The following is a 26,715-nucleotide window of genomic DNA, read 5'->3' as shown; positions in this document are numbered from 1 at the left end:
CACTCTGCGGTCCGGGCAAGCCGCAACCGGATCGCCATACGGAGGACGCCCACACATGCATACGCCACCATCGCCGCCCGGCGAAGCGCGGACCGACGGATCGTCCGTCCGGATCGGCGCTCTCGTTCCGCTGACTCGGCCCGGCTGGGTCGGGGCGGGCCAACACCTGCTCGCCGGGCTCGAGTTGGGCGTTCGCGAGGTCAACGACGCCGGCGGGATCGTCGGAAGACCGCTCGAGCTGGTGGTCCGGGACACCGCGGCCGATCCGCAGCGGGCCGCGGCGGCCGTGGAGGAATTGGCTCGCCTGGGCGTGGCCGCCTTGGCGGGCGAGTATCACAGCGTCGTCGCTCGCGCCGCTGCCGCCAGGGCCGACGCCCTCGGCCTGCCCTTCCTCTGCTCCTCAGCGGTTCTAGACGCGCTCACCGAGCAGCCGACGGATGTGGTCGCACGCCTCGCCCCGCCGCAGTCCCGCGGCTGGCAGGTCTACGCGGACTTCCTCCTCGGCGCGGGCCACCGTCGCATCGCCGTAGCAGCTCAGCCGAGTGTCTACTGGGCAGCCGGTACCCGCATTCTGCGGGACTATTTCGCCGCACACGGCGGCACCGTCACCGCACTCGACATGAGCGCGCTCACCCCCGCCGCCGCGTGCGACGCACTCGTCGACAGTCGCGCGACAGCCCTCCTTCTTCTGGTCGGCCACCCGGAGCCGGCGGTGTCGATCGTCAAGGCTGTCCGCAGCGACCAGCGCCTCGCCGGGATCCTGATCGGTGCTCCGGCCGGGCAACCGGAGTTCGCCGAATGGGCGACGTCGCTGGGCGACGACAGTGCCGCGATCCCGTTCTTGCGCTATCTACCCGAGCGTCTCGGCCCACTCGGCGCACGGGTCGAGACGGCCCTCCGCGAGCAGTTGGCCGAAGCGCCCTCCTTCGTCGCCTTCGAGGGCTACGACACGGTCGCCGTCCTCGCTGATGTGCTGCGTTCTCGCGGCACGGACCGGGCGCATACTGCCGCATCCTGGCCGCGCGTTGCGGTCGAAGGCACCCGCGGGCGGATCCGGTTCTCCCGCCTGCCGGGCATCAGCGTGTGGCAATGGGCCAGTACGCCCATCCAAGTCGTCGATCGAGATCCGGCGGAACCCGATCGCTTTCGGACCCTGCACACCGGCTGAGAGAGAAAGCACGAAGGGCCGACGGCAGGGACGCGGGGGCGGACCTCGGGGGTGGGCCGCGTGGCTGCGCAATCTATCCCTGGGCGGTGGGGCGCACCACGATGTCGCCCACATCGACACCGTCCGGCTGCTCGATGGCGAAGGCGATGGCGCGGGCCACCGCGTCCGGCGAAAGACCGATCTCCAGCAGCTTGTCCGCCTGGTCCTTCACGGCCGGATCCATGCGCTCCGTGAAGTCCGTGCGGACGGCGCCGGGCGAGACGACCGTCACGCGCAGGCTGTCGCCGGCCTCCTGGCGCAGACCCTCGGAGATGGTGCGTACGGCGTTCTTCGTACCGGCGTACACCGCCTGGAGCGGCACGATGCGCAGTCCGGCGGTGGACACGGTGTTGATGAAGTGCCCGAAGCCCTGCTCCCGGAAGACGGGAAGGGCCGCGGCGATCCCGTACAGGACCCCTTTGAGATTGACGTCGATCATCTCCTCCCAGTCCTCGACGCGCAGGTCGTCCAGGCGGGAGAGCAGACCGACCCCGGCATTGCTGACGAGGACGTCGAGCTTGCCGTACCGCTCGCGTGCCAGCTCGACGAGGGCGGCGAGGTCCCCGCGTCGCGTCACATCCGTACGGGCCCAGGCGGCCTCACCGCCGGCCTTTTCGATGCGGGCGGCCAGGGCCTCAAGACGCTCCGGACGGCGTGCCCCGAGGACGATCTTCGCGCCGCGCTCGGCGAGCAGAAGCGCGGTCGCCTCGCCGATGCCGCTGCCGGCGCCCGTGATCGCCACGACCTTGCCTTCGATTCCCGACATGATGGGCGTCCTTCCGGAAGAGGAATGAGGGCAGGCCAGGGCCATGCCCTACAGTGAAAGCGGAGGCGCCGCCACTTCGTCCGACTCTAAGTGGCGGCTCCTCCACTTAGCAATGGTGATGAGGAGAGAGCCGCTGATGGCCCGAGACGCAGGACGCCCGTTGCGGGCTGACGCGCAGCGCAACCGGGAGAAGATCCTGGCCGCCGCGGTGCGCGTGTTCACCGAGGAGGGACTCGACGCGCACTTCGAGCGCATCGCCAGAGAAGCGGGCGTGGGAACCGGCACCCTCTACCGCAACTTCCCGACCCGGGAGGCCCTGATCGAGGCGGCGTACCGCAACGAAGTGGCCATGCTGTGCGACGCCGTCCCCGGCCTCCTCGCGGCGATGCCGCCGTCCGAGGCCCTGCGCGCGTGGACTCGCCGCTTCATCGACTACGCCACCGCCAAACTCGGCATGGCCGACGCCCTGCGCGCCGTCGTCGCTTCGGGAACCAACCCCTATGCCGACAGTCACGAGATGATTCAGGCCGCCCTCTCCTCCCTCATGGACGCCGGTACCGCCGCCGGGACGATCCGGTCCGACATCAGCCCGACCGACATGTTCGCCGCGCTCGCCGGCATCGCCCTCACCTCGGCCGAGCCCGAGCAGCGAGAGCAAGCCGAACGCCTCCTCGACCTCACCCTGGACGGACTGAAAGCCGTACCGCAGCGGCTTCCCGAGGACTGACCGCAGCACCCGGACGTCACCGAAGCGTGCGGCTCCCCCGGCTCGCGGCCGGCACGCGGGGCTCGTCGGACGAGCGGTCCGGGACGGGGCTCGAACGGGGGCGGCCGGCCGCGGCCGCGGCCGCGGGCAGACGGAACGCCCAGTCCAGCCTCGGTTCCATCACCGGGCGGAAGAAGCGGCGGACCGGGGGCGAGGTGAGCGCCAGCGCGAGGGCGACGCCGAAGGCGGTGACGGTCAGTTCGCCGGTCGGGGTGTGCCAGAAGGGCGCGTCGAACCAGCCCTTCCAGGCGGCGGTGCGCACGAAGAAGCCGTGCAGCAGATAGGCACAGAGGGTGCCGGCGCCGAGCGGGGTGAACCACGTGCGGCGGCGCGGCACCCAGGCCAGGAACGCCACCGCGAGGACCAGCGAGCAGGCGGTGGTGGCCAGCGTCATGGCCATCCCGACCGGCCAGGAGACGTGCAGGTCCTCCCAGCTGTGGTTGTGCATGGCCCACTGGGCGGTCATCCGGCCCTTGGCCCAGTACGCCATCACCGCGCCGCCCGCCAGCACCGGTACCGAGGCGATCCGCACCCACCGCGTCCGCAGCAGCTGCCAGTGCTCGGGGCGCAGCACGAGGCCGATCACGAAGAACGGCAGGAACTGCAGGACGCGGGCGAGGTTGAGGACGCCGCTCAACGGGGTGGCCGCGCCGATCAGCGCGACGGCGAGGGCGAGGCCGACCGCGACGTACCAGCGCAGCGCGCGCCACACCGGGGCGGTGAGCCGCCATACGAAGAGCGCCGCGAGGAACCAGGTCAGGTACCACGGGGAGAGCAGGCTGAGGTCGTTGTGCCGGCCGTCGACGGCGTTGCCGTAGAGCGTGTACGCGGCCTCGAAGACGAGGTAGGGCACGGCGACCCCGGTGATCAGCCGTTTGCCCTGCTCGGGCTTGAAGGCGAAGCTCCGCGAGAAGTAGCCGGAGATCACGATGAACAGCGGCATGTGGAACATGTAAAGGAACAGGTACCCGGACCACACGGCGTGGCTGTCCTTGAGCGGCTGCCAGGCGTGCCCGGCCACGACCAGGACCATGGCCAGCAGCTTGGCGTTGTCGAAGAACGGATCGCGTCCCGTGCCCTGCATGTCCGGCGAGCGCTGTCCCACGTGACCTCCTCAGCGATGACCGCGGCACCCTCCCGCTGTCCCCACCGCTTCCACCGGTCACCGTGAGCGGGACGGCCCACCCTCCTCCTACACGTTGTAGGGCACGACCCTAGGGGCCGATGGGGCGCGGCGTCGAATGCCGTACGGAGGTGGAGGCGGAGGGCCGCCCGGCGCCCCGGCTTCCCGGCTTCCCGGCTTCCCGGCTTCCCGGCTTCCCGGCTTCCCGGCTTCCCGGAGGACGGCATCCGGCCGTGCGGGGCGGCCGCCGGGGCGTGACACTGGCCGCATGGACTGGTACCCCCTGCGGCTGACCACGCCCGTGAAGCAGCACGTCTTCGGTGGCCGCGCCATCCCCGACCGGCTCGGCCGCGGCGGGCTCCCCGAGGGGCCGGTCGCCGAGACCTGGGAGGTCAGCGACGTGGAAGGGGAGAGCGCGCGGATCGGCAACGGCGCGCTGGCCGGGTGGACCCTGCGCCACTTGACCCTGGAGCATCCGGCGGAGCTGGTCGGGCGCGACTGGCACGGCCCCCGCTTCCCGCTGCTGACCAAGTTCATCGACGGCCACCGCCCGCTCCCGGTCCACCTCCACCCCGACGACGCCGCGGCCCGCGGCAAGGAGGACGAGCCGAACGGCAAGACCGAGGCGTGGCACATCCTCGACGCCCCGCCCGGCGCCACCGCGTACGCGGGTGCGCACCCAGGGGTGGACCGCGCGCGGCTGCGGCAGGCACTGCTCTGCCAGGACTTCGCCTCCGTACTGCGGCGGCTGCCGGTCCGCGCGGGCGACACCCTGTACGTACCGGCGGGAACGCTGCACCGCTTCGGGCCCGACACGCTGGTGTACGAGATCGAGCAGACCTCGGACCTGCAGCAGCACGCGATGCGGCACCGGATGGAGGACGGTTCGCCGCTGGACGAGGCGGAGTGGCGGGCGAACATCGAGGCACTGCTGGACGAGTGGAAGCCGGAGCCGCGGCCGGAGTTCCACCCGGGGCTGCGGCTGCCGTCGCCCGACGGCGTCGAGGGCCGGATGCTCTGCGCGGGCCCGTACTTCGCGCTGGAGCGGTGGCGGACGCGGCACACAGGGACACCGCTGGTCCGCTCGTTCGACACCGCCGTCGTGCTGAGCAACGCCGGGCCCGCGGTGACCATCGCGTACGGAACGGGGAGCGAGCCGCTCGGGCGGGCCGAGACGCTGCTGCTGCCCGCGGCGCTCGCGCGGGTGGAGATCCACGGCCCGGCGGACGTCCTGCTCGGTTACCTGCCCGACCTCGACCGGGACGTCCGCACCCCGCTCCGCGCCGCGGACCACGACCCGGCCGCGATCGCCGCGCTGGGCGAAGGCCTGGAGGGCTAGCGGGCGCGGGCTAGAGGGCTGGCGGCTCCCCCGGCGCCTGACGCCCATCCGGCACCGAACACGCGAACACGGGAGCGGTTGTTCCCCAGAACGCGTGATCACCCGCCAAAGCGCTTTCCTTGGTTGCCTGAGGCAGGCGATTCTTACGGGGCGCAAGCGACGGGCTGCAGACCGTTACAGCGCCGCTTCCGGCCGAAGTCCCTTTCCGGAGCGGGAGCGTGTCCCAGAAACGCATCATGCACAAGGAGAACGACGAGATGAACTTCCTCACCAACCTGCTGGCCGGCGTCGTCCACTTCGTGGGTTGGCTCGTCTGACAGAACCGCACGACCGGGCGCCGCTCCTCCCCGTCCCAGGGAGGAGCGGCGCCCGCCGTTGCGCCTAACCGGCAGTCTCGTACTGCCCCACCTCGCGGAAGTGGCGCAGGGTTTCCGGGGAGCCGTCGTCGAGGGCGGCGTTGGCTGCGGCGCGCAGGGAATCACTGATATTCGGGTCCGCGAGCAGGCGAGCTGTGTAGACGGCGTCGTCTTCGGCTTGGGCCAGCCGGTAGCCGGTCTCCAGCCAGGCGCGCATCTCTTCGGGGGAGCCGTTGTCGAGGAGCTTGTTGGCCTCCTCGATAACTCGCTTGTCGTTGTTCTGCGTTGCTCCGTAGAGGATGCGGGCGATGGCGACCCGGTCGTCCTCGGCCTGAGCCAGCCGGTAGCCGGTCTTCAAGAAGGTGCGCATGTCGTCCACGGTGCCGTTGAGTGCCTCATTGGCCTCTCGGGCGACCCCCCGGCCGCTGTCCTCGTCCGCCAGGATGGCGGCGATCGCGGCCCGCAGTTCGTCCTCCGACATCTCGTCCACCGGTGTGTCGGACATGGTCGCCGCGGTGGTGGCGACCGGGGCCGGCGCCGAACCGCCGGCGAACGCCGGGGCGGTGAAGAGGAGGGCCGGGGTCAGGGCAGTGGCCACGACGAGCAGAACGGCACGCGTCGGTCTCATGGAAATATGCCTCCGTGTTCGAACTTGGGTTATGAGATTCAGATATGACGCCAGGTAGGCAGATGATCCCCCAGCACCGGACGCTCCGGTAGCCACATGCCCACAGCATCCGGGTCCGGCATGGGGCCCGGTCCGTGGGGCGTGGGAAGGCGCTGGTCATTTCTCCTTCAGGCCCGCGACCATCGCCGCGACCTGATTGCGGGAGCTGAAGCCGAGCTTCGAGAGGATGTGTTCGACGTGTGCATCCGCCGTGCGCTTGGAGATGACCAGCCGCTCGGCGATCTGGCGGTTGGCGAGCCCCTCGGCGATCAGGCGGGCGACCTGCCGCTCGCGCGCCGTGAGGGGGCCGAGGGGGCTGCCGTCCTCGGCGCCCTTGGGGCCGCGGGAGCGTCCGCTGGCCACGTCCACCAGCTCCTCGACGGAAAGCCGCGCCCCCTGCGCGTACATTTCGGTGAAACGCTCGGCGCCCAGGCTGAGCATCAGCGTGCGCTCGATGTCGTTGTGCAGGCGCGTCAGACCCCGCTGGGACCACAGGAGCGTGCCGACCTTGCGCCACAGGGCCCCCGCGCCGCCCAACAGCACGGTGCCCAGTGCGTGCTCCCCTTTTGTGCAGGCCACCCAGGACAGGTACTCCATCACGGCGGCGAGCTCCATCGTCTCGCCCTGCTCGACGATGGAGGGCAGCACGGACTGGCCCAGTTCGCGGCTGCGGTCCGGCTCGCCCGCCGCCCACAGGCACAGCACCTGCATGATCAGCAGATAGTTCCGCACCCAGCGCTCCTGGGGGATGTGCTCCAGCGCCCGCAGCCCCTGCTCCACCTCCTGCAGGGCCCGGGCGTGATCGCCGCGCGTGGCGTGGATCGCCGCGGTGTCGGGGCGGCCGGCCGCCAGCAGAAACAGGTCGTCCGCCGCCGCGAGCTGCTCTCTCGCCTGCTCGTACAGCGCGAGTGCCTCGTCCGTGTCCCCCCACAGGGCCGTGTCGAACGCCTCCATGAGCGCGGTTCGGGCTCGCAGGAAGTCGTCGTCCAGCTGCTCGGCGACCGCCCGGCAGCGGCCGACCAGTTCGCGGGCCGCCGTGTCGGCCTGCAGCAGCCCGTACATGCAGCCGTGCCAGAGTGCCTTGCCGTACTCGGCCGTCACCTCCTGCTCGGCCGCGAGGGCCTTGTCCGTCCAGCGGCGGGCCTCCGTCAGCCTGCTCTTGCCCAGCCACAGCCCCCACAGGCCGTTCACCAGCCGCAGCGCCGCCTCGTCCCCGGGGCGCGCGACGGCGCAGTCCATGGCCGCCCGGAAGTTGTCGAGGTCGGCGGCGAGCCGCTCCCCCCACCGGACCTGGTCGTCACCCAGCCACTCCTGGCCGGCGCGGGTGGCCATCCGCAGGAAGAAGTCCAGGTGGCGCCGCGCGTAATCGTCGGTACGGCCGCTTCGCTGCAGCCGCTCGGCGCCGTACTCCCGGAGCGTGTCGAGCATCCGGTAACGGTCCTCCTCGACGCCGTCGGCGCGCTGCACCACCGACTTGTCCACCAGGGCGAGGAGTACGTCGATCACGTCGGCGCCGTCCAGCTCGTCGCCGAAGCAGACCTCCTCCACCGCGGCCAGCGTGAAGCCGCCCGCGAAGACCGACAGCCGTGCCCACAGTTCCTGCTCGTGCGGCGAGCACAGGTCATGGCTCCACTCGATGGTGGCGCGCAGCGTCTGATGGCGGGCCTGCGCGGACCGTACGCCCGTCAGCAGCTGGAAGCGGTCGTCGAGGCGGCGCAGGATCTGTTCCAGGGAGAGCGTGCGCAGCCGCACGGCGGCGAGTTCGATGGCCAGCGGCATGCAGTCGACGCGGCGGCAGAGCGCGACGACCTCGGCACGGTTGTCGTCGCTGACGACGAAGGAGGGGCAGGCCGCCCTGGCGCGGGCGGCGAACAGCGCCACGACGTCGCTGGTGCTCTCCGTCGCCTCCGGGTCCGGCTCGGGCAGCGGCCCTACCGGCAGTACGTACTCGCCGGCCAGCGCCACCGGCTGCCTGCTGGTCAGCAGCAGGACGAGCCGGGCCGAGCTGTGGACGAGGATGTCGGCGAACATCGCCACGGCGTCCACGAGGTGCTCGCAGGTGTCGAGCACCAGCAGCGCCCGCTTGTCCGCGAAGTACTCGATGAGCTGGTCCATCGCCGACTGGGCCACGATCTCGGGCAGGCCCGTCGCGGAGGCGACGGTGTGCGGCAGAAACTCCGCATCGCGCAGGCCACTGAGCTCGGCGACGGTGACGCCGTCGGGGAAGTCGACGCTCAGCTGCTGTGCGGCCCGCAGGGCGATACGGGTCTTGCCCACTCCCCCGGGCCCGGTCAGCGTGATGACCCGCGCCAGCGCGACGGCCTGGCCGACCGCGGCGAGTTCTGCCGCACGGCCGACGAAACCGGTGGGCTCATGCCGCATACTGCCCCTGGCCCACTCCCATTGCGCCACGGGGACAGTGTCCTCCCGTAACGTACAAGTCCCCCACGGATTCCACGGTTTGAGCGCGACGGCAAGAATTCCGCGCTACCCTCGCACGTCGCACGCTCCTGCGGACCATGGGCCGATTCCCAGCATCCTCACCGCTCCAGCGGGCGGTGGGCCGTCTCGGGGAGCCGGAGGTAGACGGCGGAGGAGACCAGGCACAGCACGGCCACGTACACGGGGAAGAGGCCGGCCTGGCCCATGTCCTTGAACAGCGTGCCGATGTAGGGCGCCGTGCCGCCGAAGAGGGCGACGGTGAGCGAGTAGGGGAAGCCGATTCCCGCGGCGCGCACCCGGGCCGGGAACGTCTCCGCGTTCACGGCCGCCGAGATGGCCGTGAAGCCGCTCAGCAGGATCATGCCCGCGCACTGCACGAGCAGCAGCGTGGTGAAGGAGTCGTTCAGCGCGCGCAGCAGCGGCACGCTCAGCAGGGCGAAGCCGATGCCGAACGTCAGCAGCAGCGGCTTGCGCCCGAAGCGGTCGGACACCATGCCCGCGATGGGCTGGAGCACGGCGAAGAACGTCAGCGAGAGGGTGCCCGCCAGCAGCGCGTCCGCCTTCTCCACCCCGGCGTTGAGCTCGGCGTACGTCGGCAGGTACGACGTCCACGTGTAGTACGCGAGCGTGCCGCCCGCCGTGATGCCGCAGATCAGCAGCGACTCGCGCGGATGGCGGCGCAGCGCCTCGAAGAGGCCGGGGCGGGGCGCCTTCGCCTGCTCCTCGCTCCGCGTCTCCTCCGCGCCGCGCCGGACCCAGAAACCCACGAGACTCAGCAGCGCGCCCAGCACGAACGGCACTCGCCAGCCCCAGCTGTCCATGGTGGCGGGCGCGAGTTCCGCGACGAGCAGCGCCGCGACGCCGGACGCGACGAGCTGCCCGATGGTCGTCGAGACGTACTGGAAGCTGGAGAAGAGTCCGCGTCGCCCGGGCCCGGCCGACTCCACGAGGAACGTGGTCGACGCGGCGAACTCACCGCCCACCGACAGCCCTTGCAGCAGTCGGGCCAGGACGAGGATGACCGGCGCGAGGACCCCGGCGGCGGCGTACGTCGGCGTCAGTCCCACCAGCAGGCTGCTGCCGCCCATCAGCAGAATGGTCACCGTCAGCGCCGTACGGCGCCCGCGCCGGTCGGCGACCGCGCCCATCAGCAGCCCGCCGACGGGCCGCATGAAGAATCCCACCGCGAAGACCGCGAACGTCGAGAGCAACGGCACCAGCGAATTCGCCGCGCCCTTGGGAAAGATCTGCGCGGCGATGTACGTGGCAAGGAAGGTGTATGTGTACCAGTCGTACCATTCGACCGCATTGCCTACGGACGCCGCGGCGAGCTGCCGCACCGCGGACACCGGGCGCGTCTCCCCCGCCTGCCGGTCCGCCATCTTGTTCTCCGCGCTCGACATGCGCCTCCGCTCCCGGGTCCTTCACGTGGCCCTGCCGCTCGGGCAGGATGAGCCGTCAGGTGATCATGCCTCCGCGAGGCCGGTGGCCGCCAGCCGATTCGGCGGCCGAAAGGAGATGGCAACGTGCGCGTAGCGCTCTTCGTCACCTGCATCAACGACACGCTGTACCCACGGACCGGCCGGGCGGTGGTCACCCTCCTGGAACGGCTGGGCGTGGAGGTCGGCTTCCCGGCCGAGCAGAGCTGCTGCGGGCAGCCGCAGTTCAACACCGGTTACCGGCATGCCACCGAGCCGCTCGCGCTGCGGTACGCGCGGGCCTTCCGGGACTACGAGTACGTCGTGGTGCCCTCCGGGTCGTGCGCGGCGATGGTGCGGGACAACTATCCGCGGCTCGGCGAGAAGGCCGCGGCGGAGGGGCGCGGCCGGGCGCTCGCCGAGGCGGCGGCGGAAGCCGTGCCCAAGACGTACGAGCTGACGGAGTTCCTGGTCGACGTGTTGAAGGTGACGGACGTGGGTGCGTACTACCCGCACGCGGTCACCTACCACCCGACCTGCCACGGCCTGCGGATGCTGGGGCTCGGCGACCGGCCGCGCGCCCTGCTGTCGCACGTGAAGGGCCTGGAGCTGCGGGAGCTGGAGGGTGCCGAGGAGTGCTGCGGCTTCGGCGGCACGTTCACGGTCAAGAATCCGGCCGTCTCCGCCGCGATGGGTGCCGACAAGACCCGGCACATCCGGGAGACCGGCGCGGCGGCGGTCTGCACCGTCGACAACTCCTGTCTGATGCACATCGGCGGGATGCTCTCCCGCCAGGGATCGTCGGTCCGTCCAGTCCATCTCGCGGAGATCCTGGCGAGTACGGAAGGGGACGTGCTGTGACGGGGACGGGCGAAGGACCTGCGGCGGAAAGGGAGCGTGCTGTGAGCGTCACCGAACTGGGTATGCCCGCCTTTCCGGCGGCCGCCGCCCGCTCCACCCGCGACACCCGCCTGCGCGCCAATCTCCAGTACGCCACGCACACCATCCGGGACAAGCGCGCCAAGGCGGTCGGCGAGCTGGCGGACTGGGCGCAGTTGCGCGCGGCGGGGCGTGCGATCAAGGACCGCACGCTGCGCCACCTGGACCACTATCTGGAGCGGCTGGAGGAGGCGGTGACCGCGGCGGGCGGCCAGGTGCACTGGGCGGCCGACGCGGCGGAGGCCAACCGCATCGTGACGCGGCTCGTGCGGGCCACCGGGGAGCGCGAGGTCGTCAAGGTCAAGTCGATGGCGACGCAGGAGATCGGGCTCAACGAGGCGCTGGCCGAGGCCGGCATCAGCGCGTACGAGACGGACCTCGCGGAGCTGATCGTGCAGCTCGGCAAGGACCGCCCGTCGCACATCCTGGTCCCGGCGATCCACCGCAACCGCTCCGAGATCCGCGACATCTTCCGCTCCGAGATGGGCAATTGGGGGCGGCCGGCGCCGGACGGGCTCAGCGACCGGCCGACGGAGCTGGCGGAGGCGGCCCGGCTGCACCTCCGGGAGAAGTTCCTGCGCGCGAAGGTCGGCATCTCCGGCGCCAACTTCATGGTCGCGGAGACCGGGACGCTGGTGGTCGTGGAGTCCGAGGGCAACGGCCGGATGTGCCTGACGCTCCCGGAAACGCTGATCTCGGTCGTCGGCATCGAGAAGGTCGTGCCCAGTTGGCAGGACCTGGAGGTCTTCCTGCAGCTGCTGCCGCGCTCGTCCACGGCCGAGCGGATGAACCCGTACACCTCGATGTGGACCGGCACCACCGACGGTGACGGCCCGCAGACGTTTCATCTGGTCCTGCTGGACAACGGGCGGACGGACACCCTCGCGGACACGGTCGGCCGGCAGGCGCTGCGCTGCATCCGGTGCTCGGCCTGTCTCAACGTCTGCCCGGTGTACGAGCGGGCCGGCGGGCACGCCTACGGCTCGGCCTACCCGGGGCCGATCGGCGCGATCCTGACGCCGCAGCTGCGCGGCACGGCGAGCGCGCTGGACGCCTCCCTGCCGTACGCGTCGTCGCTGTGCGGGGCCTGTTACGAGGTCTGCCCGGTGGCGATCGACATCCCGGAGGTGCTGGTGCACTTGCGGGAGCGGGTGGTCGAAGGCGGCCGGGTCACCCGGCACGGGATGCGGACGGTGATCCAGCCGGCGAAGGGGCACGCGGCGGAGCGCGCCGCCATGCGTGCCGCGGGCTTCGTGTTCGACCGGCCCGGTGTGCTGCGCGCGGGCCAGCGGCTGGCGGCCCGCACTCGGAAGCTGCATCCGCGGCGGCTGCCGGGCCCGGCGCGCGCCTGGACCGACACCCGCGACCTGCCCCCGGTGCCGACGGAGTCGTTCCGGGACTGGTGGCAGCGCACCCGACGCGTAGAGCGCGGCGACGGACGCGAGGAGGACGGTAAGTGAGCAGCCGGGATGTGGTGTTGGCGCGGGTGCGCCGGGCGCTGGCGGACGTGCCGCGCGCCGCGGGGCCCGAGGAGACCGCGGTGCCGAGGGACTATCTGCGGGCGCACGGCGATCGGCCCGCGGCGGACACCGTACGGCTGCTGGCGGAGAACCTCGCGGACTACCGCGCGATCGTGCACGACATCGACGACGCCGGGCTGCCGGGCCTGCTCGCGCATCTGCTGGGCGAGCGGGGCTCGCGGTCGGTGGTGGCGCCGGCGGGGCTGCCACCGGAGTGGCTGGCGGCCTGTGACCTGGAAGTGGTGCCGGACGCGCCGGAGACGACGCCCGGCGAGCTGGACGCGGTGGACAGCGTGGTGACGGGCTGCGCCGTTGCCATCGCCGAGACCGGCACGATCGTGCTGGACGCGGGCCCGGACCAGGGGCGCCGCCGCATCACGCTCGTGCCGGACCATCACATCTGTGTCGTACGGGTGCCGGAGCAGGTCGTGGCGTCGGTGCCGCAGGCGTTGGAGCGGCTGGCCCCGCAGCGCCCGCTGACCTGGATCTCCGGCCCGTCCGCGACGAGCGACATCGAGCTGGACCGGGTGGAGGGCGTGCACGGGCCGCGGACGCTGGAGGTGGTCCTGTTGACGTCACGGCGGGGGTCCGAGTGACTTTCTGAGCGAAATGGCGTGCGTGAGGCTTGTGTTACGGACGGATTGCGTTCGATCCTGATGCTTCCTGTTGCCTTACGTTCGGAGCTGTCGCATGTCGTCGCGTCGTTTCAGCCGCCGGTCGTTCCTCGCCACCGGCACAGCCCTGGCCGGCTGGGCCGCCTTCAGCGCGCAGAAAGGTGCCTTCGCCGCCGTGGCCGGACGGGCCACGGCGACGGCGGGCGAGGAGTGGAACGGCGCGCCCCGCACGTTCCAGGTCAACCGTGAGCCCGCCCGCCCGCGCCTGATCCCGTTCGCGAGCGCGGCGGCCGCGCTCGCCGGCGAGGTCTCCAGATCGCCGTACCACCGCTCCCTGAACGGCACGTGGCGCTTCCACTGGTCCAAGAACCCCGACGAGCGCCCCACGGGCTTCCACGCCCCCGGCTTCGACGACGGCTCCTGGGACCGCATCACCGTTCCCTCCAACTGGGAGATCGAGGGCTACCCGGAGCCGATCTACCTCAACATCAAGTACCCCTGGGTCGGCTACGAGGACCCGCAGCCGCCGCAGGTCCCGCACGACTTCAACCCGGTCGGCTCCTACCGCCGTACGTTCACCGTCCCCAAGGACTGGGACGGCCGCCGCACCCTGCTCTCCTTCCAGGGCGTGAAGTCCGCGTTCTTCGTGTGGGTCAACGGCGAGAAGGTGGGCTACAGCGAGGACAGCTACACCCCCGCCGAGTTCGACATCACCAGCAGGCTCAAGCCCGGCGAGAACAGCCTGGCCGTCGAGGTCTACCGGTGGTCCGACGGCAGCTGGCTGGAGGACCAGGACATGATCGACCTGTCCGGGATCTTCCGCGAGGTGTATCTGTACTCCGTCCCACAGGTGCATCTGCACGACCTCTTCGTGCACACCGACCTCGACGCCGCCTACCGGGACGCGACGCTGAAGGTGTCGGCGACCGTACGCAACGGGGGCTCGGCGGCGCCCGGCGACCACCGGCTCTCGGCGGTGCTGTACGACGCGCAGGGCAAGCCGGTACTGGCCAAGCCGCTCACCGCTGACGTGCGGTTCGGCGAGGGCGCGGAGGTCACGGTCGCGCCGGAGGCCGCCGTGAAGGCCCCCGCCCTGTGGTCCGCCGAGGACCCGAACCTCTACACCCTCGTCGTCACCCTCACCGGGCCCGACGGCAAGGCCGTTGACATCCAGCGCACCCGTGTCGGTTTCCGTTCGGTCGTGTGCGAACCGGGGAAGTTCACCGTCAACGGCGTGCCGATCGTCTTCCGCGGGGTCAACCGCCATGAGTCCGACCCGGACCACGGCCAGGCCGTCCCCGAGCAGCGGATGATCGAGGACATCCGCATCATGAAGCAGCACAACGTCAACGCGGTGCGCACCTCGCACTACCCGAACTCCACGCGCTGGCTGGAGCTGTGCGACGAGTACGGGCTCTACGTCGTCGGCGAGGCGAACCTGGAGTCGCACGGCGTGCGCGACAAGCTCCCGGCGAGCCTGCCGGAATGGACCGACGCCTGCCTCGACCGGATGCGCACGATGGTCGAGCACGACAAGAACCACCCCTCGATCGTCGTCTGGTCGCTGGGCAACGAGGCCGGCCAGGGCGACAACTTCAAGGCGATGGCGGAGTGGACGCACGGCCGGGACTCCTCGCGGCCCGTCCACTACGAAGGCATGAGCTCCGTGGCCGACATGGAGAGCCAGATGTACACCAAGCCGGCCGACGTCGAGAAGTACGGCAAGTCCGGCAATCCGAAGCCGTTCATTCTGTGCGAGTACGCGCACTCCATGGGCAACAGCACCGGCAACTTCCGCGAGTACTGGGACATCTTCGAGCGCTACCCGAACCTGCACGGCGGCTTCATCTGGGACTTCGTCGACCAGGCCATCCGGCTCCCGGTCCCCGGCGACCGCAAGCGCACATACCTCTCCTACGGCGGCGACTGGAAGCCCGGCTACCCCACCGACGGCAACTTCAGCTGCAACGGCATCGTCTCCTCGGACCGCGTGCCGCATCCGGCGATCCACGAGGTCAAGAAGTGCTACCAGGCCGTCCGGATGGCCGCGGCCGACCTGGCCTCCGGCACCGTGAAGGTCACCAACAAGCAGCTCTTCCTCGGCCTGGACGCGTACGAGCTGCGCTGGGAGGTCACGCGTAACGGGGAGCGCATCCAGCAGGGCACGCTCCCCGCGCCGCAGATCAAGCCGGGCCAGGACGGCACCGTACGCATTCCGTACCGGCGTCCGGCGCGGCCCGAGCCCGGCGCCGAGTACTGGCTGAACCTCTCCTTCGTGCTGCGCCGCGGCACCCGGTGGGCGGACGCCGGACACAGCGTCGCCGCCGAGCAACTGGCGCTGCCCTGGCACGCGAAGGCCCCGGCCGATCCCCCGGCCTCCGCGCTCCCCGCCCTCAAGGTCTCCGAGACCGACAAGGCGGTGACGGTCAGCGGCAAGGACGTGGAGGTCGTCGTCGACAAGTCGACCGGCACGCTGTCCGCCTACCGCTACCGCGGCCGGACCCTGTTGGCCGGCGGCCCGGTCCCCAACTTCTGGCGGGGGCCGACCGACAACGACATCGGCCGCGGCGCCCAGAAGTCGCTTCGGACGTGGCGCGACGCGGGCACGAAGCGGACGGTCGACTCCGTGAAGGCGGCGCAGCCCTCGGCCTCCGAGGTCACCATCGAGGTCACCGCCACCCTGCCCACCTCCCCCGCCGCCTCCACCTGGCGCACGGTCTTCACCGTGCGCGGCGACGGCGAGGTCCGCGTCGCGCACACCCTGAAGCCGGGCGCCGGCCTCCCCGACCTGCCGATGGTCGGCGCCCTTCTCACCGTCCCGGCCGGCTTCGAGACGCTGTCGTGGTACGGCCGCGGGCCGCAGGAGAACTACCAGGACCGGCGCACCGCCGCGTTCGTCGGCAGCTACCGCTCCTCGGTGGACGACCAGTACGGCCCGTACATCCGGCCGCAGCAGACGGGCAACGTGGTGGACGTCCGGCACGCCTCGCTCACCGACCGGGACGGCGCGGGCCTGACCGTGCGCGCCGAGCCGGGCGACGACGCGCCGCTGCTGGAGATCAGTGCGCTCCACTACACGCCGCACGATCTGGACGGGCCGCGCCATCCGTACGAGCTGAAGCGCCGGCCCGAGACGATGCTCGGCGTCAATCACCGCCAGATGGGCGTCGGCGGCAACGACTCCTGGGGCGCGCCCCCACTGGAGCAGTACCTGCTGCACGCCGACCGCGAGTACACGTACGCGTACCGGCTGACGCCCGCGTAACGGGACCGGCGGTGCCCTTCCCCGCGGGACCCGTTACGCGGGCAGGGGGAGGGCATCGTGCTCGGGCACGGCCCGCAGGCTAAGGGGCCGGCTGGGGCTGGGCCACGGGCTTTTCCGGAGCCGTCGGCTTTTCCGGAGCCGCCGGAGTCCGGTCCGGGTCCGCCCCCGCACCGTCGTTCCGCGCCTTGTCCGACGCGGCGCGCTCGTCCCGCCGTACGAGGGCGGCGTACCGGCCGTCGGCGGCCAGCAGTTCGTTGTGCGTGCCGCGCTCGGCGATCCGGCCCGCGTCCAGGACGACGATCTGGTCGGCGTCGCGGACGGTGGAGAGCCGGTGCGCGATGGTGATCGTCGTGCGGCCCGCCGACAGCTCGTCGATGGCCTGCTGGACGGCGTGCTCGGTACGGGTGTCCAGCGCGCTGGTGGCCTCGTCCAGTACCAGCACCGGCGGGTCGCGCAGGATGGTCCGGGCGATGGCGAGGCGCTGCTTCTCGCCGCCGGAGAAGCGGTAGCCGCGCTCGCCCACGAGGGTGTCGTAGCCGTCGGGCAGGGCGGCGATGTGGTCGTGGATCTGGGCGGCCCGCGCGGCGCGGACGATCTCCTCGTCGGTCGCGTCGGGCGTGGCGAAGCGCAGGTTGTCGGCGACGGAGGCGTGGAAGAGGTATGTCTCCTGGGAGACCACGCCCACCGAACGGGCGAGCGTGTCGAAGTCCAGCTCGCGGACGTCCGTACCGTCCAGCGTCACCCGGCCGCCGGTCACGTCGTACAGCCGCGGCACCAGGTAGCTGAGCGTGGACTTGCCGCTGCCGGTGGGGCCGACCACGGCGAGGCTGCCGCCGGCCGGGACGGTCAGGTCGATGCCGGTCAGGGTGGGCGCGGCGGCCGGGTCGTACGCGAAGGTGACGTCCTCGAAGCGGACCTCGCCGCGGGGCGCCGCAAGCCGCACCGGCTTCTCGGGCTCGGTAATGGCCACCGGCAGGTCGAGGTATTCGAAGATGCGCTGGAAGAGCGCGAGCGAGGTCTGCATCTGCACGCCGGTGGTGAGCAGCGAGACGGTCGGGCGCAGCAGGCCCTGCTGGAGCGAGACGAAGGCGACGAGCGTGCCGATGGAGAAGACCGGGCCACCGAACTGGAGGACCATTCCCGCCGCCCAGTAGATCACCGCGGGCATCGCGGCCATGACGATGCCGATCGTGGCCATCCGCCAGCGGCCCGCCATGTTGGCGCGGATCTCCAGGCCGACCAGTCGTTCGGATTCCTTGGTGAAGTTCTCGGTGAGCGAGTCGGCGCGGCCCATCGTGCGGCCGAGCAGGATGCCGGAGACGGAGAGCGATTCGGTGACCATCGCGGACATCGTGGCCATCTGCTTCTGCCGCTGGGTGGTGATCCGCTTGCGCTCGTTGCCGACCCGGCGGCTGACCCAGACGAACAGCGGGAGCAGCAGAAGGGAGACGAGGGTGAGCCGCCAGTCCAGGGCGAGCATGGCCACGACAGTGGCGATCACGCTCGTGAGGTTGGAGACCAGCGAGGTCGCGGTGGACGTGACGGTGGCCTGCATGCCGCCGATGTCGTTGGCGATGCGGGACTGCACCTCGCCGGTGCGCGTACGGGTGAAGAACGCCAGCGGCATCCGCTGCAGCTTGGCGTAGACGCCGGTCCGCAGGTCGTGCATGACGCGCTGGCCCACGGTGGTGGAGATCAGCGTCTGCAGCACGCCGAAGACGCTGTTCATCACGGCGGTGGCGATCATGCCGAGGGCGAGCAGGCTCAGCAGTCCGGTGCGCCGCTCCGGGATCGCCACGTCGAGGACCGCGCGCAGCAGGAACGGCGAGGCGACGGAGACCAGCGAGGCGGCGGCCACCAGCAGGCCCACCAGGGCCAGCCGGCCGCGGTAGGGGCGGAAGAGGCGGAGGATCCGCCGCAGCTGGACGGGCTGCTGCTCCTCCTTGGGCGGCGGGGTCCAGTCAAGGGTGTCGGGACGCAATGAGCTCCTTCGAAGGGTCGAGGCCGACGGGCGGCTGCCGAGCGGCCGACGGGCAGCTTCAGGGGTTGCGGCGGCCCGTGCCGGGCCCGGCGACAGCCGAGCGTAGTCCATTGTTACCTATACTCACAATGAGCCATGTCCTGATAACCTCCCGGCATGTCCTCGCCCCAAACCGGCCCCGGTCCCGGCTCCCCCACCGGCTCCGGCACCGGCGCCCAAGCCGGCACGAGCACCGGCACGAGCACCGCGCGCTCCGCCCCCGACACCGACCTCGCCGAACAGCTGGTACGGCTGACCCGGCGGATGCACCGCGCGCAGAAGCGGCACCTCGAACCGCTCGCCCTCACCCCCGCGCAGTCCCGGCTGCTGCGCATCGTGGCGCACTGCGACACTCCGCCCCGGATGGCCGACCTGGCGGCGCGCCTGGACGTCGTGCCGCGCGCGATCACCACCCTCGTGGACGCGCTGGAGGCGGCGGACGCCGTACGCCGGGTACCGGACCCGGCCAACCGCCGCGTCGTACGCATCGAGCTGACCGAGACCGGCCGGACGACACTCGGGGCGCTGCGGAGCGCGCGCCGGGCCGCCGCGGAGGACATCCTGGCTCCATTGACCGCCGACCAGCGCGAGCTGCTCGGCGGGCTGCTGTCCACCCTGGTCGACGAGCCGGGGCGGCGCTGCTGAACCGATGGCCCGCTGACGAGGAGACGCCATGCCGTTGCTGGAGCCGGAGCCGACCGCACTGCGGCCCGCCACGACCGAGGGACCGGCCGTCGACCGGGTGGCCGACGCGCAGGCGTCCGGCACGCCCGAGCCACTGCGCGGCGACCTGATCGCCCTGCTCGGCCCGGAGAAGGTGCTGCACGGCCTCTCCGACCTGGTGAAGTACGCCTCGGACGCGAGTCCCTACCGCTTCGTCCCGCAGGTGGTCGTGCTCGCCGAGGACATCGACGACGTCTCGGCGGTCTTCTCCTACGCGCACGGCCACGGCCGCGAGGTCGTCCTGCGCGCCGCCGGCACCTCCCTCAACGGCCAGGCACAGGGCGAGGACATCCTCGTCGACGTGCGCCGCCACTGGGCAGGCATCGAGGTACTGGGCGACGGCGAGCGGGCCCGCATCGGCCCGGGGACGACCGTCGTCCGGGCCAACACCACGCTCGCCCGGCACGGCCGGCTGCTCGGCCCCGACCCGGCCAGCGCCATCGCCTGCACCGTCGGCGGCGTCGTCGCCAACAACGCCTCCGGCATGACGGCCGGCACCACCCGGAACTCCTACCGCACGCTGGCCTCCGCCACGGTCGTGCTGCCGTCAGGCACGGTCGTGGACACCGCCGACCCGGCCGCCGACGAGGAGCTGGCGCACGCGGAGCCGGCGCTCTGCGAAGGACTGCTGGCCCTGAAGGCGGAGATCGAGGCGGACCCCGAGCTGGTCGCCCGCATCCGCGCCAAGTACGAGCTCAAGAACACCAACGGCTACCGGCTCGACGCCTTCCTCGACGGCGCCACCCCCGTCGAGATCCTGCGCGGCCTGATCGTCGGGTCGCAGGGCACGCTCGGCTTCATCGCCGAGACGGTATTCGACACCCTGCCCCTGGACCGCTGCACCTCCACCGCATTGCTCTTCTTCCCCGATCTGCGGGCCGCGGCCGCCGCCGTCCCGCGGTTCAACGAAGCGGGCGCGCTCGCCGTGGAGCTGATGGACGGCAACACGCTGCGCGCCTCGGTCCGCGTCGCCGGAGTACCCGCCGACTGGGCGGCACTCCCCACGGAAACGACCGCGCTGCTCGTGGAGTTCCGCGCCCCGGACGAAGAACGTCGGGCAGCGTACGAAGAGGCCGCCCAACAGGTGCTGAGCGACCTCGAACTGGTCGCGCCGGTCGAATCCGTCACCAACGAATTCACCCGCGACCCCGGCACGATCGCGGGCTACTGGAAGGCCCGCAAGGCGTTCGTCACCGCGGTCGGCGGCTCCCGGCCCTCCGGTACGACGCTGCTCACCGAGGACTTCGCCGTACCGCCCGCACAGCTCGCGGACGCCTGTACGGCGCTGCTGGAGCTGCAGGCCCGGCACGGCTTCGACGCCGCCGTCGCCGGCCACGCCGCCCACGGCAACCTGCACTTCCTCCTCGCGTTCGACGCCGCGAAACCCGCGGACGTGGCGCGCTACGCGGCGTTCATGGACGACTTCTGCCGGATGACCGTGGAGCGCTTCGACGGCTCGCTCAAGGCCGAGCACGCCACCGGACGCAACATCGCGCCCTTCCTGGAGCTGGAGTGGGGACCGCGCGCGACGGACCTGATGTGGCGGATCAAGGACCTGTTCGACCCGCACGGCATCCTCGCCCCGCGCGTCGTCCTGGACCGCGATCCCAAGGCCCATCTCCGCGGTCTGAAGACCATCCCCGAGGTCGAGGCGGTCGCCGACCCCTGCATCGAGTGCGGTTTCTGCGAGCCGGTCTGCCCCAGCCGCGACCTCACCACCACGCCCCGCCAGCGCATCGTGCTGCGCCGCGAGATGATGCGCCAGCACCCCGACTCCCCGGTCACCGGCGCGCTCCTGGACGCGTACGGATACGACGCGGTCGACACCTGCGCGGGCGACTCGACCTGCAAACTGGCGTGCCCGGTCGGCATCGACACCGGCGCGATGATGAAGGACTTCCGGCACCGCCGGCACTCCCCGCGCGAGGAGAAGGCCGCCGCGCTCGCCGCCAAGCGCTTCAAGGCGGTCGAGGCGTCGGCGCGGCTCGCGGTCGCGGCGGCCGAGCGGATCGGCGACCGGCTCGGCGACCGGCTGCTGGAGACCGTGACGGACGCCGCCCGCAAGGCCGTACGGCCGGATCTCGTGCCGCGGTGGCTGCCCGAACTCCCGGGCGCGGCGGCGCGCCGGCTGCCGCCCACCCGTAAGCAGGACGCGGTCGCGGTCTACTACCCGGCGTGCGTCAACCGGATCTTCGGTGAACCGGACGGGTACGAAGGCCCCTCCCTCCCCGAGGCCGTCGTCGCCGTCTCCCGGCGGGCCGGCAAGCCGGTGTGGATCCCCGGGGACGTCGCGGGCACCTGCTGCGCCACGATCTGGCACTCCAAGGGCTACGACGAGGGCAACGCCGTAATGGCGAACCGGATCGTGGAGGCGGCCTGGGGCTGGACCGCCGGCGGCCGCCTGCCCCTGGTTGTCGACGCGTCCTCATGCACCCTCGGCATCGCCCACGAGGTCGTCCCGTACCTCACCGAGGACAACAAGCAGCTGCACGCCGAGCTGACCGTCGTGGACTCCGTCGTCTGGGCGGCCGAGGAGCTGCTGCCGCACCTGGAGGTGGTGCGGACCGTGGACTCCGCGGTGCTGCATCCCACTTGTTCGATGCGCCACCTGGGTGACGAGGCGCAGCTCCGTACGGTCGCCGAGGCGTGCGCCCAGGAGGTCGTGGTACCGGACGACGCGGGCTGCTGCGCCTTCGCCGGCGACCGCGGGATGCTGCACAAGGAGCTGACCGAGGCGGCGACAGCCCGGGAGGCGGCCGAGGTGACGTCCCGTCACTTCGACGCGCACCTGTCGGCGAACCGCATGTGCGAGGTGGGCATGGACCACGCGACGGAGGGCCGCGGCTACTACTCGGTGCTGCTGGAACTGGAACGCGCGACGCGGCCCGCCTGAGGGGCGGACCGCGCGCGGCGTACGGGAGGGGTCAGGCCTCGGCACCTACGTGCAGGGCCACCGCCCCCTTGGCGGGCACGGTCAGCTTGGCCTTGCCATCGTCGCCGACCGTGACGGTGTTGCCGTCACAGGAGTCCGGCGCGGCCTTTGCGACATTGCAGTACGTACCGGTGGGCAGTGACGTCGCGAAGGTCTCGGACAGCTCGCCGTCGCCTGCGTTGAGGGCGACGAAGCCCTTGTCGCCGCGGCCGAAGGCGATCGCGCTGGACCCGTTGTCCCACCAGTCGGTCAACTTGGCGTCGCCGACCGCGTTGCGGAACCCGACCAGGCCGGTGATCTCCCGCTTCGCGTGCATGTCCGTCCAGCCGTCGGCGCCGCTGGGCGGGCCCGCGTCCTTGTCGGACCACTCGTAGCCGGAGAAGACGTTGGGCGAGCCGTAGGGCGAGGCGAGCATGAAGACATTCGCGAGCGTGTACGCCGCGCCGTCCTTGTACGTGAGCGTCGAGCCGTTACGCTCGGTGTCCCAGTTGTCGACAAAGGTACGTGCCGACCCGCTGCTGAGCTTGCCGTCGGCGACGGACTTCAACTGGGCGATGCTGCCCCCTTGGAAGGCGCTCTTGAGGTGGCCCCCGTAACGGAACTCGTCGACGTCGCCGATCCCCGTGTACTCCTCCGGCTTGACCGCCTCGCCGCCCCCGTAGATGACTTCGGAGACCCAGAAACCCGGGTCGCTCATCTTTCCCTTGATCGCGGCCATGTCGTCGGCCGCCATGTGCTTCGCGGCGTCGACGCGGAAGCCGTCGGCGCCGAGCGAGCGCAGGTCGTCGAGGTACTTGGCGATGGTGGTGCGGACGGCGTCGCTGCCGGTGTCCAGGTCCGCCAGGCCCACCAGTTCACAGGTCTGCACGTTGTCGCGGTTGCCGTAGTCGGAGATGTCCTTGCGGCAGGCGTGGAAGTCCTGGTCCTGGAAGTACCCCGGGTAGTTGTACTTCGTGTACTGCGTGCCGCCGGTGCCCGTGCCGGACCCGGAGGACATGTGGTTGATGACGGCGTCGGCGATGACCTTGACGCCGGCCTTGTGGCAGGCGGCGGTCATGGCGGCGAAGGCGTCCCGGTCGCCGAGCCGGCCCGCGATCTTGTAACTCACCGGCTGGTACGACGTCCACCACTGGTCGCCCTTGATGTGCTCCGAGGCGGGCGAGACCTCGACGTAGCCGTAACCGGCCGGGCCGAGCTGGTCGGTGCAGGCCTTGGCGACGTCCGCGTACGGCCGCTCGAACAGCGTGGCGGTGACGGTCTTCTCGCCGGGCGGGGTGGCCTGGGACTGCCAGGGCGCGAGGGTCGCGAGGCCGGCGGCGACGAGCACGCCGGCCAGCGTGCCACCGATTATCCGGGATCGTTGGTGCAACATGCGGCTCCTTCTGCATACCGACGCGGTGGGGGACGCGTCCACGAAGGCAGCCACGCGCCGGGCCGCCGTGGGGGGATTCCGCGAGGGAGCCTGCCTTTACGAAGTGAACACGTCAAGGCGTTACGCAAGAATTTCCAGGAGCTTGCGCAAGAGAAGAGTCCAAGAACTCACCCCAGGAGTCCAAAGAGCCCTCTTGTGGCCCAGTGGTCTCAACCACCAGGGTCCTCTTCGAGCTTGGACGTATTCGCCGCGCACCATCCGCACCCCGGGAGGACCCATGCACGACGCACGACCTGAGCCTCACGACCGGCACAACGAGCACGACCAGCACGACGAGCACGGCGGCGCCGGCACGGCCGGCCACGGCGGCACGGCCGACGGGTCCGGCCCGAGCCGCCGTTCGGTGCTGTGGACCGCGGGCGCCGCGGGCACCGGGCTCGGACTCGCCGGAATGGCCGCGGGCACGGCGTCGGCGGCGACGCCTTCGGCGGCCGGCTCCGCAGTCGGCGCCGCCGACACCGCCGCGGCGCCGAAGCGGCGCGGCAAGACGATGATCGGCGTGCCCTTCGAGGGGCGCAGCACCGTACGCGTCGGCATCGTCGGCCTCGGCAATCGCGGCGGCTCCATGATCGACCTCTTCCTCGCCGTGCCGAACACCCGCGTCGTGGCGGTCTGCGACCCGGTCAAGGAGAAGACCGCCAAGGCCGCGAAGAAGGTCACCGACGCCGGTCAGCCGGCCCCCGCCGTCTACACCAAGGGCGACCACGACTTCGAGAACCTCTGCAAGCGCGGCGACATCGACTTCGTGTACGTCGCCACGCCCTGGGACTGGCACTTCGAGATGGCGAAGACGGCCATGCTCAACGGCAAGCATGTGGGCGTCGAGTGTCCGATAGCGCTCCGGCTGGAGGAGCTGTGGGAGCTCGTCGACCTCTCCGAGCAGACCCGTAAGCACTGTTTGCAGCTGGAGAACTGCTGCTACGGGCGGAACGAAATGCGGGTGCTGCGGATGGCGCACGCGGGCCTCTTCGGCGACCTGCTGCACGGCGCCGGCGCCTACAACCACGACCTGCGCGGCCTGATGTTCGACCCGGACTACTACGAGGGCCCGTGGCGGCGGCTGTGGCACACCCGGCTGCGCGGCGATCTGTACCCCAACCACGGGTTCGGGCCGGTCGCCAACTACATGGACGTCAACCGCGGCGACCGGGCGGTACGGATCTCCAGCTTCGGCACGCCCTCGCTGGGCCTGGCCGCGTACCGCAAGGAGCACATGCCGGCCGGCGACCCGAGCTGGAAGGAGACGTACATCGAGAGCGACCGGACGCTCTCCCTCGTGCAAACGGCCAAGGGCCGCGTGATCCGCCTGGAGCACGACGTCTCCACCCCGCACCCCTACAGCCGCATCAACAGCCTCGGCGGCACGAAGGGCGTCTTCGAGGACTACCCGGAGCGGATCTACATCGAGCCGGACCACAGCAACGACGAGTGGGGCGACTTCGGCGCGTACACCGAGTGGGACCACTGGCTCTGGAAGGAGCACGCCAACCCGCCCGGCGGGCACGGCGGCATGGACTACATGCTGGTCTTCCGGCTGACCCAGTGCCTGCACCTGGGCCTGGTACCGGACTTCGACGTGTACGACGCGGCGACCTGGACCGCGCCCGTACCGCTGAGCGACCTGTCGATCAAGGCGCACGGCATGCCGCTGGAGATCCCGGACTTCACGCGCGGCGACTGGAAGAAGGCACGGCCGGGGATGGATTCGGAGAAGCCCACGGCGTGACGGCCGGCGGGGCCCGGCCTTGCGCCGGGCCCCGGGAGGTCACTTCTCGACGGGCGCGTCGGCGGGGACGGGCTTCGCTGCGGCGGCGGGGGCATCGGGTGCGGCGGGCGACGTGGAGGTGGCGTGTGCTGCGGAGGTGGCGGGCGCGGCGGACGTGGCGGGCGACGTGGAGGTGGCGGGCGCGGCGGGCGCCTCCCCGTTGAGGACCTTCTTCGCCGTCACGCGGTCCAGGGCGCCCTCCCAGCGGGAGACCGCGAAGACCGCGACACAGTTGCCGAGCAGGTTGGTGACGACCCGCATCGAGTCCATGATCCGGTCGACGCCGAGCAGCAGCGCCACCGCCGCCGCGGGGATGACGCCCAGCGCGGACGCGGTCGCCGACAGCGCCAGGAACGCCGAACCGGGTACGCCCGCCATTCCCTTACTGGTCAGCATCAGGATCAGCACAACGGTGATTTGCTGACCTATCGACAGATCGACACCCACGGCCTGCGCGATGAAGAGCGTGCCGATGGAGAGGTAGATCGACGCGCCGTCGAGGTTGAAGGAGTAACCGGTCGGCAGGACCAGCCCGACCGCGTCGTCCCGGCAGCCCGCGGCGCGCAGCTTCTGCATCATGCGCGGCATCACCGTCTCGCTGGAGCCCGTGCCCAGCGCCAGCAGCAGCTCCTCGCGGGTGTAGCGGACGAACTTCCACAGGCTGAGCCCCGTGACGGCCTTGAGCGCGAGCCCCAGCAGCACGAGGAAGGCCAGCGCGACGCCGTAACAGACCGCGATCAGCTTCGCGTACGTCGTCATCGCGCCGAGGCCGTACTCCCCCACGAGGTGCGCGGTCGCCCCGAAGACGGCGAGCGGCGCGAGTCGCATGATGTAGCCGACGATCGTGAAGACGACCTCCTGCGCCTGCTCGATGAACGGCAGGATCTGCGGCACCTTCGTCTGCCCGAGGTGCAGCAGTGCCGCGCCCACCAGGCAGGACAGCACGAGGACCTGGAGCAGCGAGTTCTCCGCGAACGCCCCGACCGCGCTGTCCGGCAGCGACTCCAGGATGAACTGCGCGGTGGACGGCAGGTGCCCGCCCCCGGTCTTGGCGTCCACGGCGCCCTGGTCGAGCGACGCCGGGTCGACGTGCATGCCCGTACCGGGCCCGAAGACGTTGCCGGCGAGCAGGCCGATGACGAGCGCGAGTGTGGTCGCCACCTCGAACCAGATCAGCGCCTTGAGGCCGATCCGCCCGAAGGCCCGCAGGTCACCGGCCTTGGTGATGCCGGCGACGACGACGCAGAAGACGAGCGGGGCGATCATCGCCTTGATGAGGCGGACGAAGCCGTCGCCGAGCGGCTGGACGGCCGAGCCGAACTGCGGCCACAGCCGTCCGACGAGGACTCCGATGAGCAGGGCGACGAGGACCTGCGTGAACAGACTGGTGCGCAGCATGCGGCCTGCTCGGCGAGCGAGCG

General features: G+C 71.3%; 18 protein-coding genes. 10 read left to right on the top strand and 8 right to left on the bottom strand.

The features are described 5' to 3' along the window. Positions 1-55 precede the first annotated feature (55 nt). Positions 56-1,168, top strand: a complete 1,113-nt coding sequence (locus ACZ4MH_RS09635; RefSeq protein WP_351588813.1) for an ABC transporter substrate-binding protein — start codon at positions 56-58, stop codon at positions 1,166-1,168. Between the two features lie 73 nt (positions 1,169-1,241). On the opposite strand, the gene ACZ4MH_RS09630 is transcribed toward ACZ4MH_RS09635, so the two are convergent. Then, positions 1,242-1,973: an SDR family oxidoreductase gene (locus ACZ4MH_RS09630; RefSeq protein ID WP_351588810.1), complete on the bottom strand. Its 732-nt coding sequence runs from the start codon at positions 1,971-1,973 to the stop codon at positions 1,242-1,244. A 136-nt stretch (positions 1,974-2,109) separates the two neighbouring features. On the opposite strand from ACZ4MH_RS09630, the gene ACZ4MH_RS09625 reads away from it, so the two are divergent. Beyond that, the gene (locus ACZ4MH_RS09625) at positions 2,110-2,700 is read left to right on the top strand and encodes a TetR/AcrR family transcriptional regulator (RefSeq protein ID WP_351588807.1); all 591 of its coding nucleotides are present in this window, start codon (positions 2,110-2,112) and stop codon (positions 2,698-2,700) included. A gap of 16 nt (positions 2,701-2,716) precedes the next feature. On the opposite strand, the gene ACZ4MH_RS09620 is transcribed toward ACZ4MH_RS09625, so the two are convergent. After that, positions 2,717-3,844, bottom strand: a complete 1,128-nt coding sequence (locus ACZ4MH_RS09620; RefSeq protein WP_351588805.1) for an acyltransferase family protein — start codon at positions 3,842-3,844, stop codon at positions 2,717-2,719. A gap of 286 nt (positions 3,845-4,130) precedes the next feature. Between ACZ4MH_RS09620 and ACZ4MH_RS09615 the strand changes: the two genes are divergently transcribed. Beyond that, positions 4,131-5,201, top strand: a complete 1,071-nt coding sequence (locus tag ACZ4MH_RS09615; protein ID WP_351588803.1) for a type I phosphomannose isomerase catalytic subunit — start codon at positions 4,131-4,133, stop codon at positions 5,199-5,201. Positions 5,202-5,582: 381 nt separating this feature from the next. On the opposite strand, the gene ACZ4MH_RS09610 is transcribed toward ACZ4MH_RS09615, so the two are convergent. The 3 genes from ACZ4MH_RS09610 to ACZ4MH_RS09600 all read right to left on the bottom strand — a co-directional run bounded on the left by ACZ4MH_RS09610 (position 5,583) and on the right by ACZ4MH_RS09600 (position 10,048). After that, entirely contained in the window at positions 5,583-6,185 is a 603-nt protein-coding gene (locus tag ACZ4MH_RS09610; protein ID WP_351588800.1) for an ALF repeat-containing protein, read from the bottom strand. Between the two features lie 156 nt (positions 6,186-6,341). After that, positions 6,342-8,606, bottom strand: coding sequence for an ATP-binding protein (locus tag ACZ4MH_RS09605; RefSeq protein WP_351588797.1), 2,265 nt, complete (start codon positions 8,604-8,606; stop codon positions 6,342-6,344). A gap of 158 nt (positions 8,607-8,764) precedes the next feature. Further along, positions 8,765-10,048, bottom strand: a complete 1,284-nt coding sequence (locus ACZ4MH_RS09600; protein ID WP_351588829.1) for an MFS transporter — start codon at positions 10,046-10,048, stop codon at positions 8,765-8,767. Positions 10,049-10,192: 144 nt separating this feature from the next. Here ACZ4MH_RS09600 and ACZ4MH_RS09595 point away from each other — a divergent pair, with 144 nt between their 5' ends. The 4 genes from ACZ4MH_RS09595 (at position 10,193) to lacZ (ending at position 16,422) form a co-directional block, all read left to right on the top strand. After that, a complete protein-coding gene (locus ACZ4MH_RS09595; RefSeq protein ID WP_351588794.1) occupies positions 10,193-10,945 on the top strand; it encodes a (Fe-S)-binding protein in 753 nt (250 codons plus the stop codon). A gap of 41 nt (positions 10,946-10,986) precedes the next feature. Continuing rightward, positions 10,987-12,483, top strand: a complete 1,497-nt coding sequence (locus tag ACZ4MH_RS09590) for a lactate utilization protein B (RefSeq protein ID WP_351588791.1) — start codon at positions 10,987-10,989, stop codon at positions 12,481-12,483. Further along, entirely contained in the window at positions 12,480-13,139 is a 660-nt protein-coding gene (locus ACZ4MH_RS09585) for a LutC/YkgG family protein (RefSeq protein WP_351588788.1), read from the top strand. Before ACZ4MH_RS09590 ends, ACZ4MH_RS09585 begins: the two co-directional genes overlap by 4 nt. Positions 13,140-13,233: 94 nt before the next feature. Then, a complete protein-coding gene (gene lacZ, locus ACZ4MH_RS09580) occupies positions 13,234-16,422 on the top strand; it encodes a beta-galactosidase, LacZ type (protein ID WP_351588785.1) in 3,189 nt (1,062 codons plus the stop codon). Between the two features lie 79 nt (positions 16,423-16,501). On the opposite strand, the gene ACZ4MH_RS09575 is transcribed toward lacZ, so the two are convergent. Further along, positions 16,502-18,403, bottom strand: coding sequence for an ABC transporter ATP-binding protein (locus ACZ4MH_RS09575; protein WP_351588782.1), 1,902 nt, complete (start codon positions 18,401-18,403; stop codon positions 16,502-16,504). A 303-nt stretch (positions 18,404-18,706) separates the two neighbouring features. Between ACZ4MH_RS09575 and ACZ4MH_RS09570 the strand changes: the two genes are divergently transcribed. Further along, positions 18,707-19,087 (top strand): MarR family winged helix-turn-helix transcriptional regulator, encoded by a 381-nt coding sequence (locus ACZ4MH_RS09570; protein WP_351588826.1) that lies wholly within the window; start codon positions 18,707-18,709, stop codon positions 19,085-19,087. A 28-nt stretch (positions 19,088-19,115) separates the two neighbouring features. After that, positions 19,116-22,058, top strand: a complete 2,943-nt coding sequence (locus tag ACZ4MH_RS09565) for an FAD-binding and (Fe-S)-binding domain-containing protein (protein ID WP_351588779.1) — start codon at positions 19,116-19,118, stop codon at positions 22,056-22,058. A 31-nt stretch (positions 22,059-22,089) separates the two neighbouring features. Here the strand turns inward: ACZ4MH_RS09565 and ACZ4MH_RS09560 are convergent, their stop codons facing one another. After that, positions 22,090-23,469 (bottom strand): alpha-amylase, encoded by a 1,380-nt coding sequence (locus ACZ4MH_RS09560; RefSeq protein ID WP_351588776.1) that lies wholly within the window; start codon positions 23,467-23,469, stop codon positions 22,090-22,092. A gap of 277 nt (positions 23,470-23,746) precedes the next feature. Between ACZ4MH_RS09560 and ACZ4MH_RS09555 the strand changes: the two genes are divergently transcribed. Beyond that, positions 23,747-25,255, top strand: a complete 1,509-nt coding sequence (locus tag ACZ4MH_RS09555; RefSeq protein ID WP_351588774.1) for a Gfo/Idh/MocA family protein — start codon at positions 23,747-23,749, stop codon at positions 25,253-25,255. Between the two features lie 39 nt (positions 25,256-25,294). Here ACZ4MH_RS09555 and ACZ4MH_RS09550 read toward each other — a convergent pair whose 3' ends face one another. Then, positions 25,295-26,692, bottom strand: a complete 1,398-nt coding sequence (locus ACZ4MH_RS09550; protein ID WP_351588771.1) for a cation:dicarboxylate symporter family transporter — start codon at positions 26,690-26,692, stop codon at positions 25,295-25,297. Positions 26,693-26,715: the final 23 nt, after the last annotated feature.

The sequence above is a fragment of the Streptomyces sp. NPDC026301 genome, assembly GCF_055567935.1.
This window is presented reverse-complemented; position numbering and strand designations above follow the sequence as displayed.

Bases quoted from the DNA above. Each gene is read 5' to 3' on its own strand.
- ACZ4MH_RS09635 (WP_351588813.1), top strand. From the start codon at position 56: ATGCATACGCCACCATCGCCGCCCGGCGAAGCGCGGACCGACGGATCG.
- ACZ4MH_RS09630 (WP_351588810.1), bottom strand. From the start codon at position 1,973: ATGTCGGGAATCGAAGGCAAGGTCGTGGCGATCACGGGCGCCGGCAGC.
- ACZ4MH_RS09625 (WP_351588807.1), top strand. From the start codon at position 2,110: ATGGCCCGAGACGCAGGACGCCCGTTGCGGGCTGACGCGCAGCGCAAC.
- ACZ4MH_RS09615 (WP_351588803.1), top strand. From the start codon at position 4,131: ATGGACTGGTACCCCCTGCGGCTGACCACGCCCGTGAAGCAGCACGTC.
- ACZ4MH_RS09610 (WP_351588800.1), bottom strand. From the start codon at position 6,185: ATGAGACCGACGCGTGCCGTTCTGCTCGTCGTGGCCACTGCCCTGACC.
- ACZ4MH_RS09605 (WP_351588797.1), bottom strand. From the start codon at position 8,606: ATGCGGCATGAGCCCACCGGTTTCGTCGGCCGTGCGGCAGAACTCGCC.
- ACZ4MH_RS09600 (WP_351588829.1), bottom strand. From the start codon at position 10,048: ATGGCGGACCGGCAGGCGGGGGAGACGCGCCCGGTGTCCGCGGTGCGG.
- lacZ (WP_351588785.1), top strand. From the start codon at position 13,234: ATGTCGTCGCGTCGTTTCAGCCGCCGGTCGTTCCTCGCCACCGGCACA.
- ACZ4MH_RS09570 (WP_351588826.1), top strand. From the start codon at position 18,707: ATGCACCGCGCGCAGAAGCGGCACCTCGAACCGCTCGCCCTCACCCCC.
- ACZ4MH_RS09565 (WP_351588779.1), top strand. From the start codon at position 19,116: ATGCCGTTGCTGGAGCCGGAGCCGACCGCACTGCGGCCCGCCACGACC.
- ACZ4MH_RS09560 (WP_351588776.1), bottom strand. From the start codon at position 23,469: ATGTTGCACCAACGATCCCGGATAATCGGTGGCACGCTGGCCGGCGTG.
- ACZ4MH_RS09555 (WP_351588774.1), top strand. From the start codon at position 23,747: ATGCACGACGCACGACCTGAGCCTCACGACCGGCACAACGAGCACGAC.
- ACZ4MH_RS09550 (WP_351588771.1), bottom strand. From the start codon at position 26,692: ATGCTGCGCACCAGTCTGTTCACGCAGGTCCTCGTCGCCCTGCTCATC.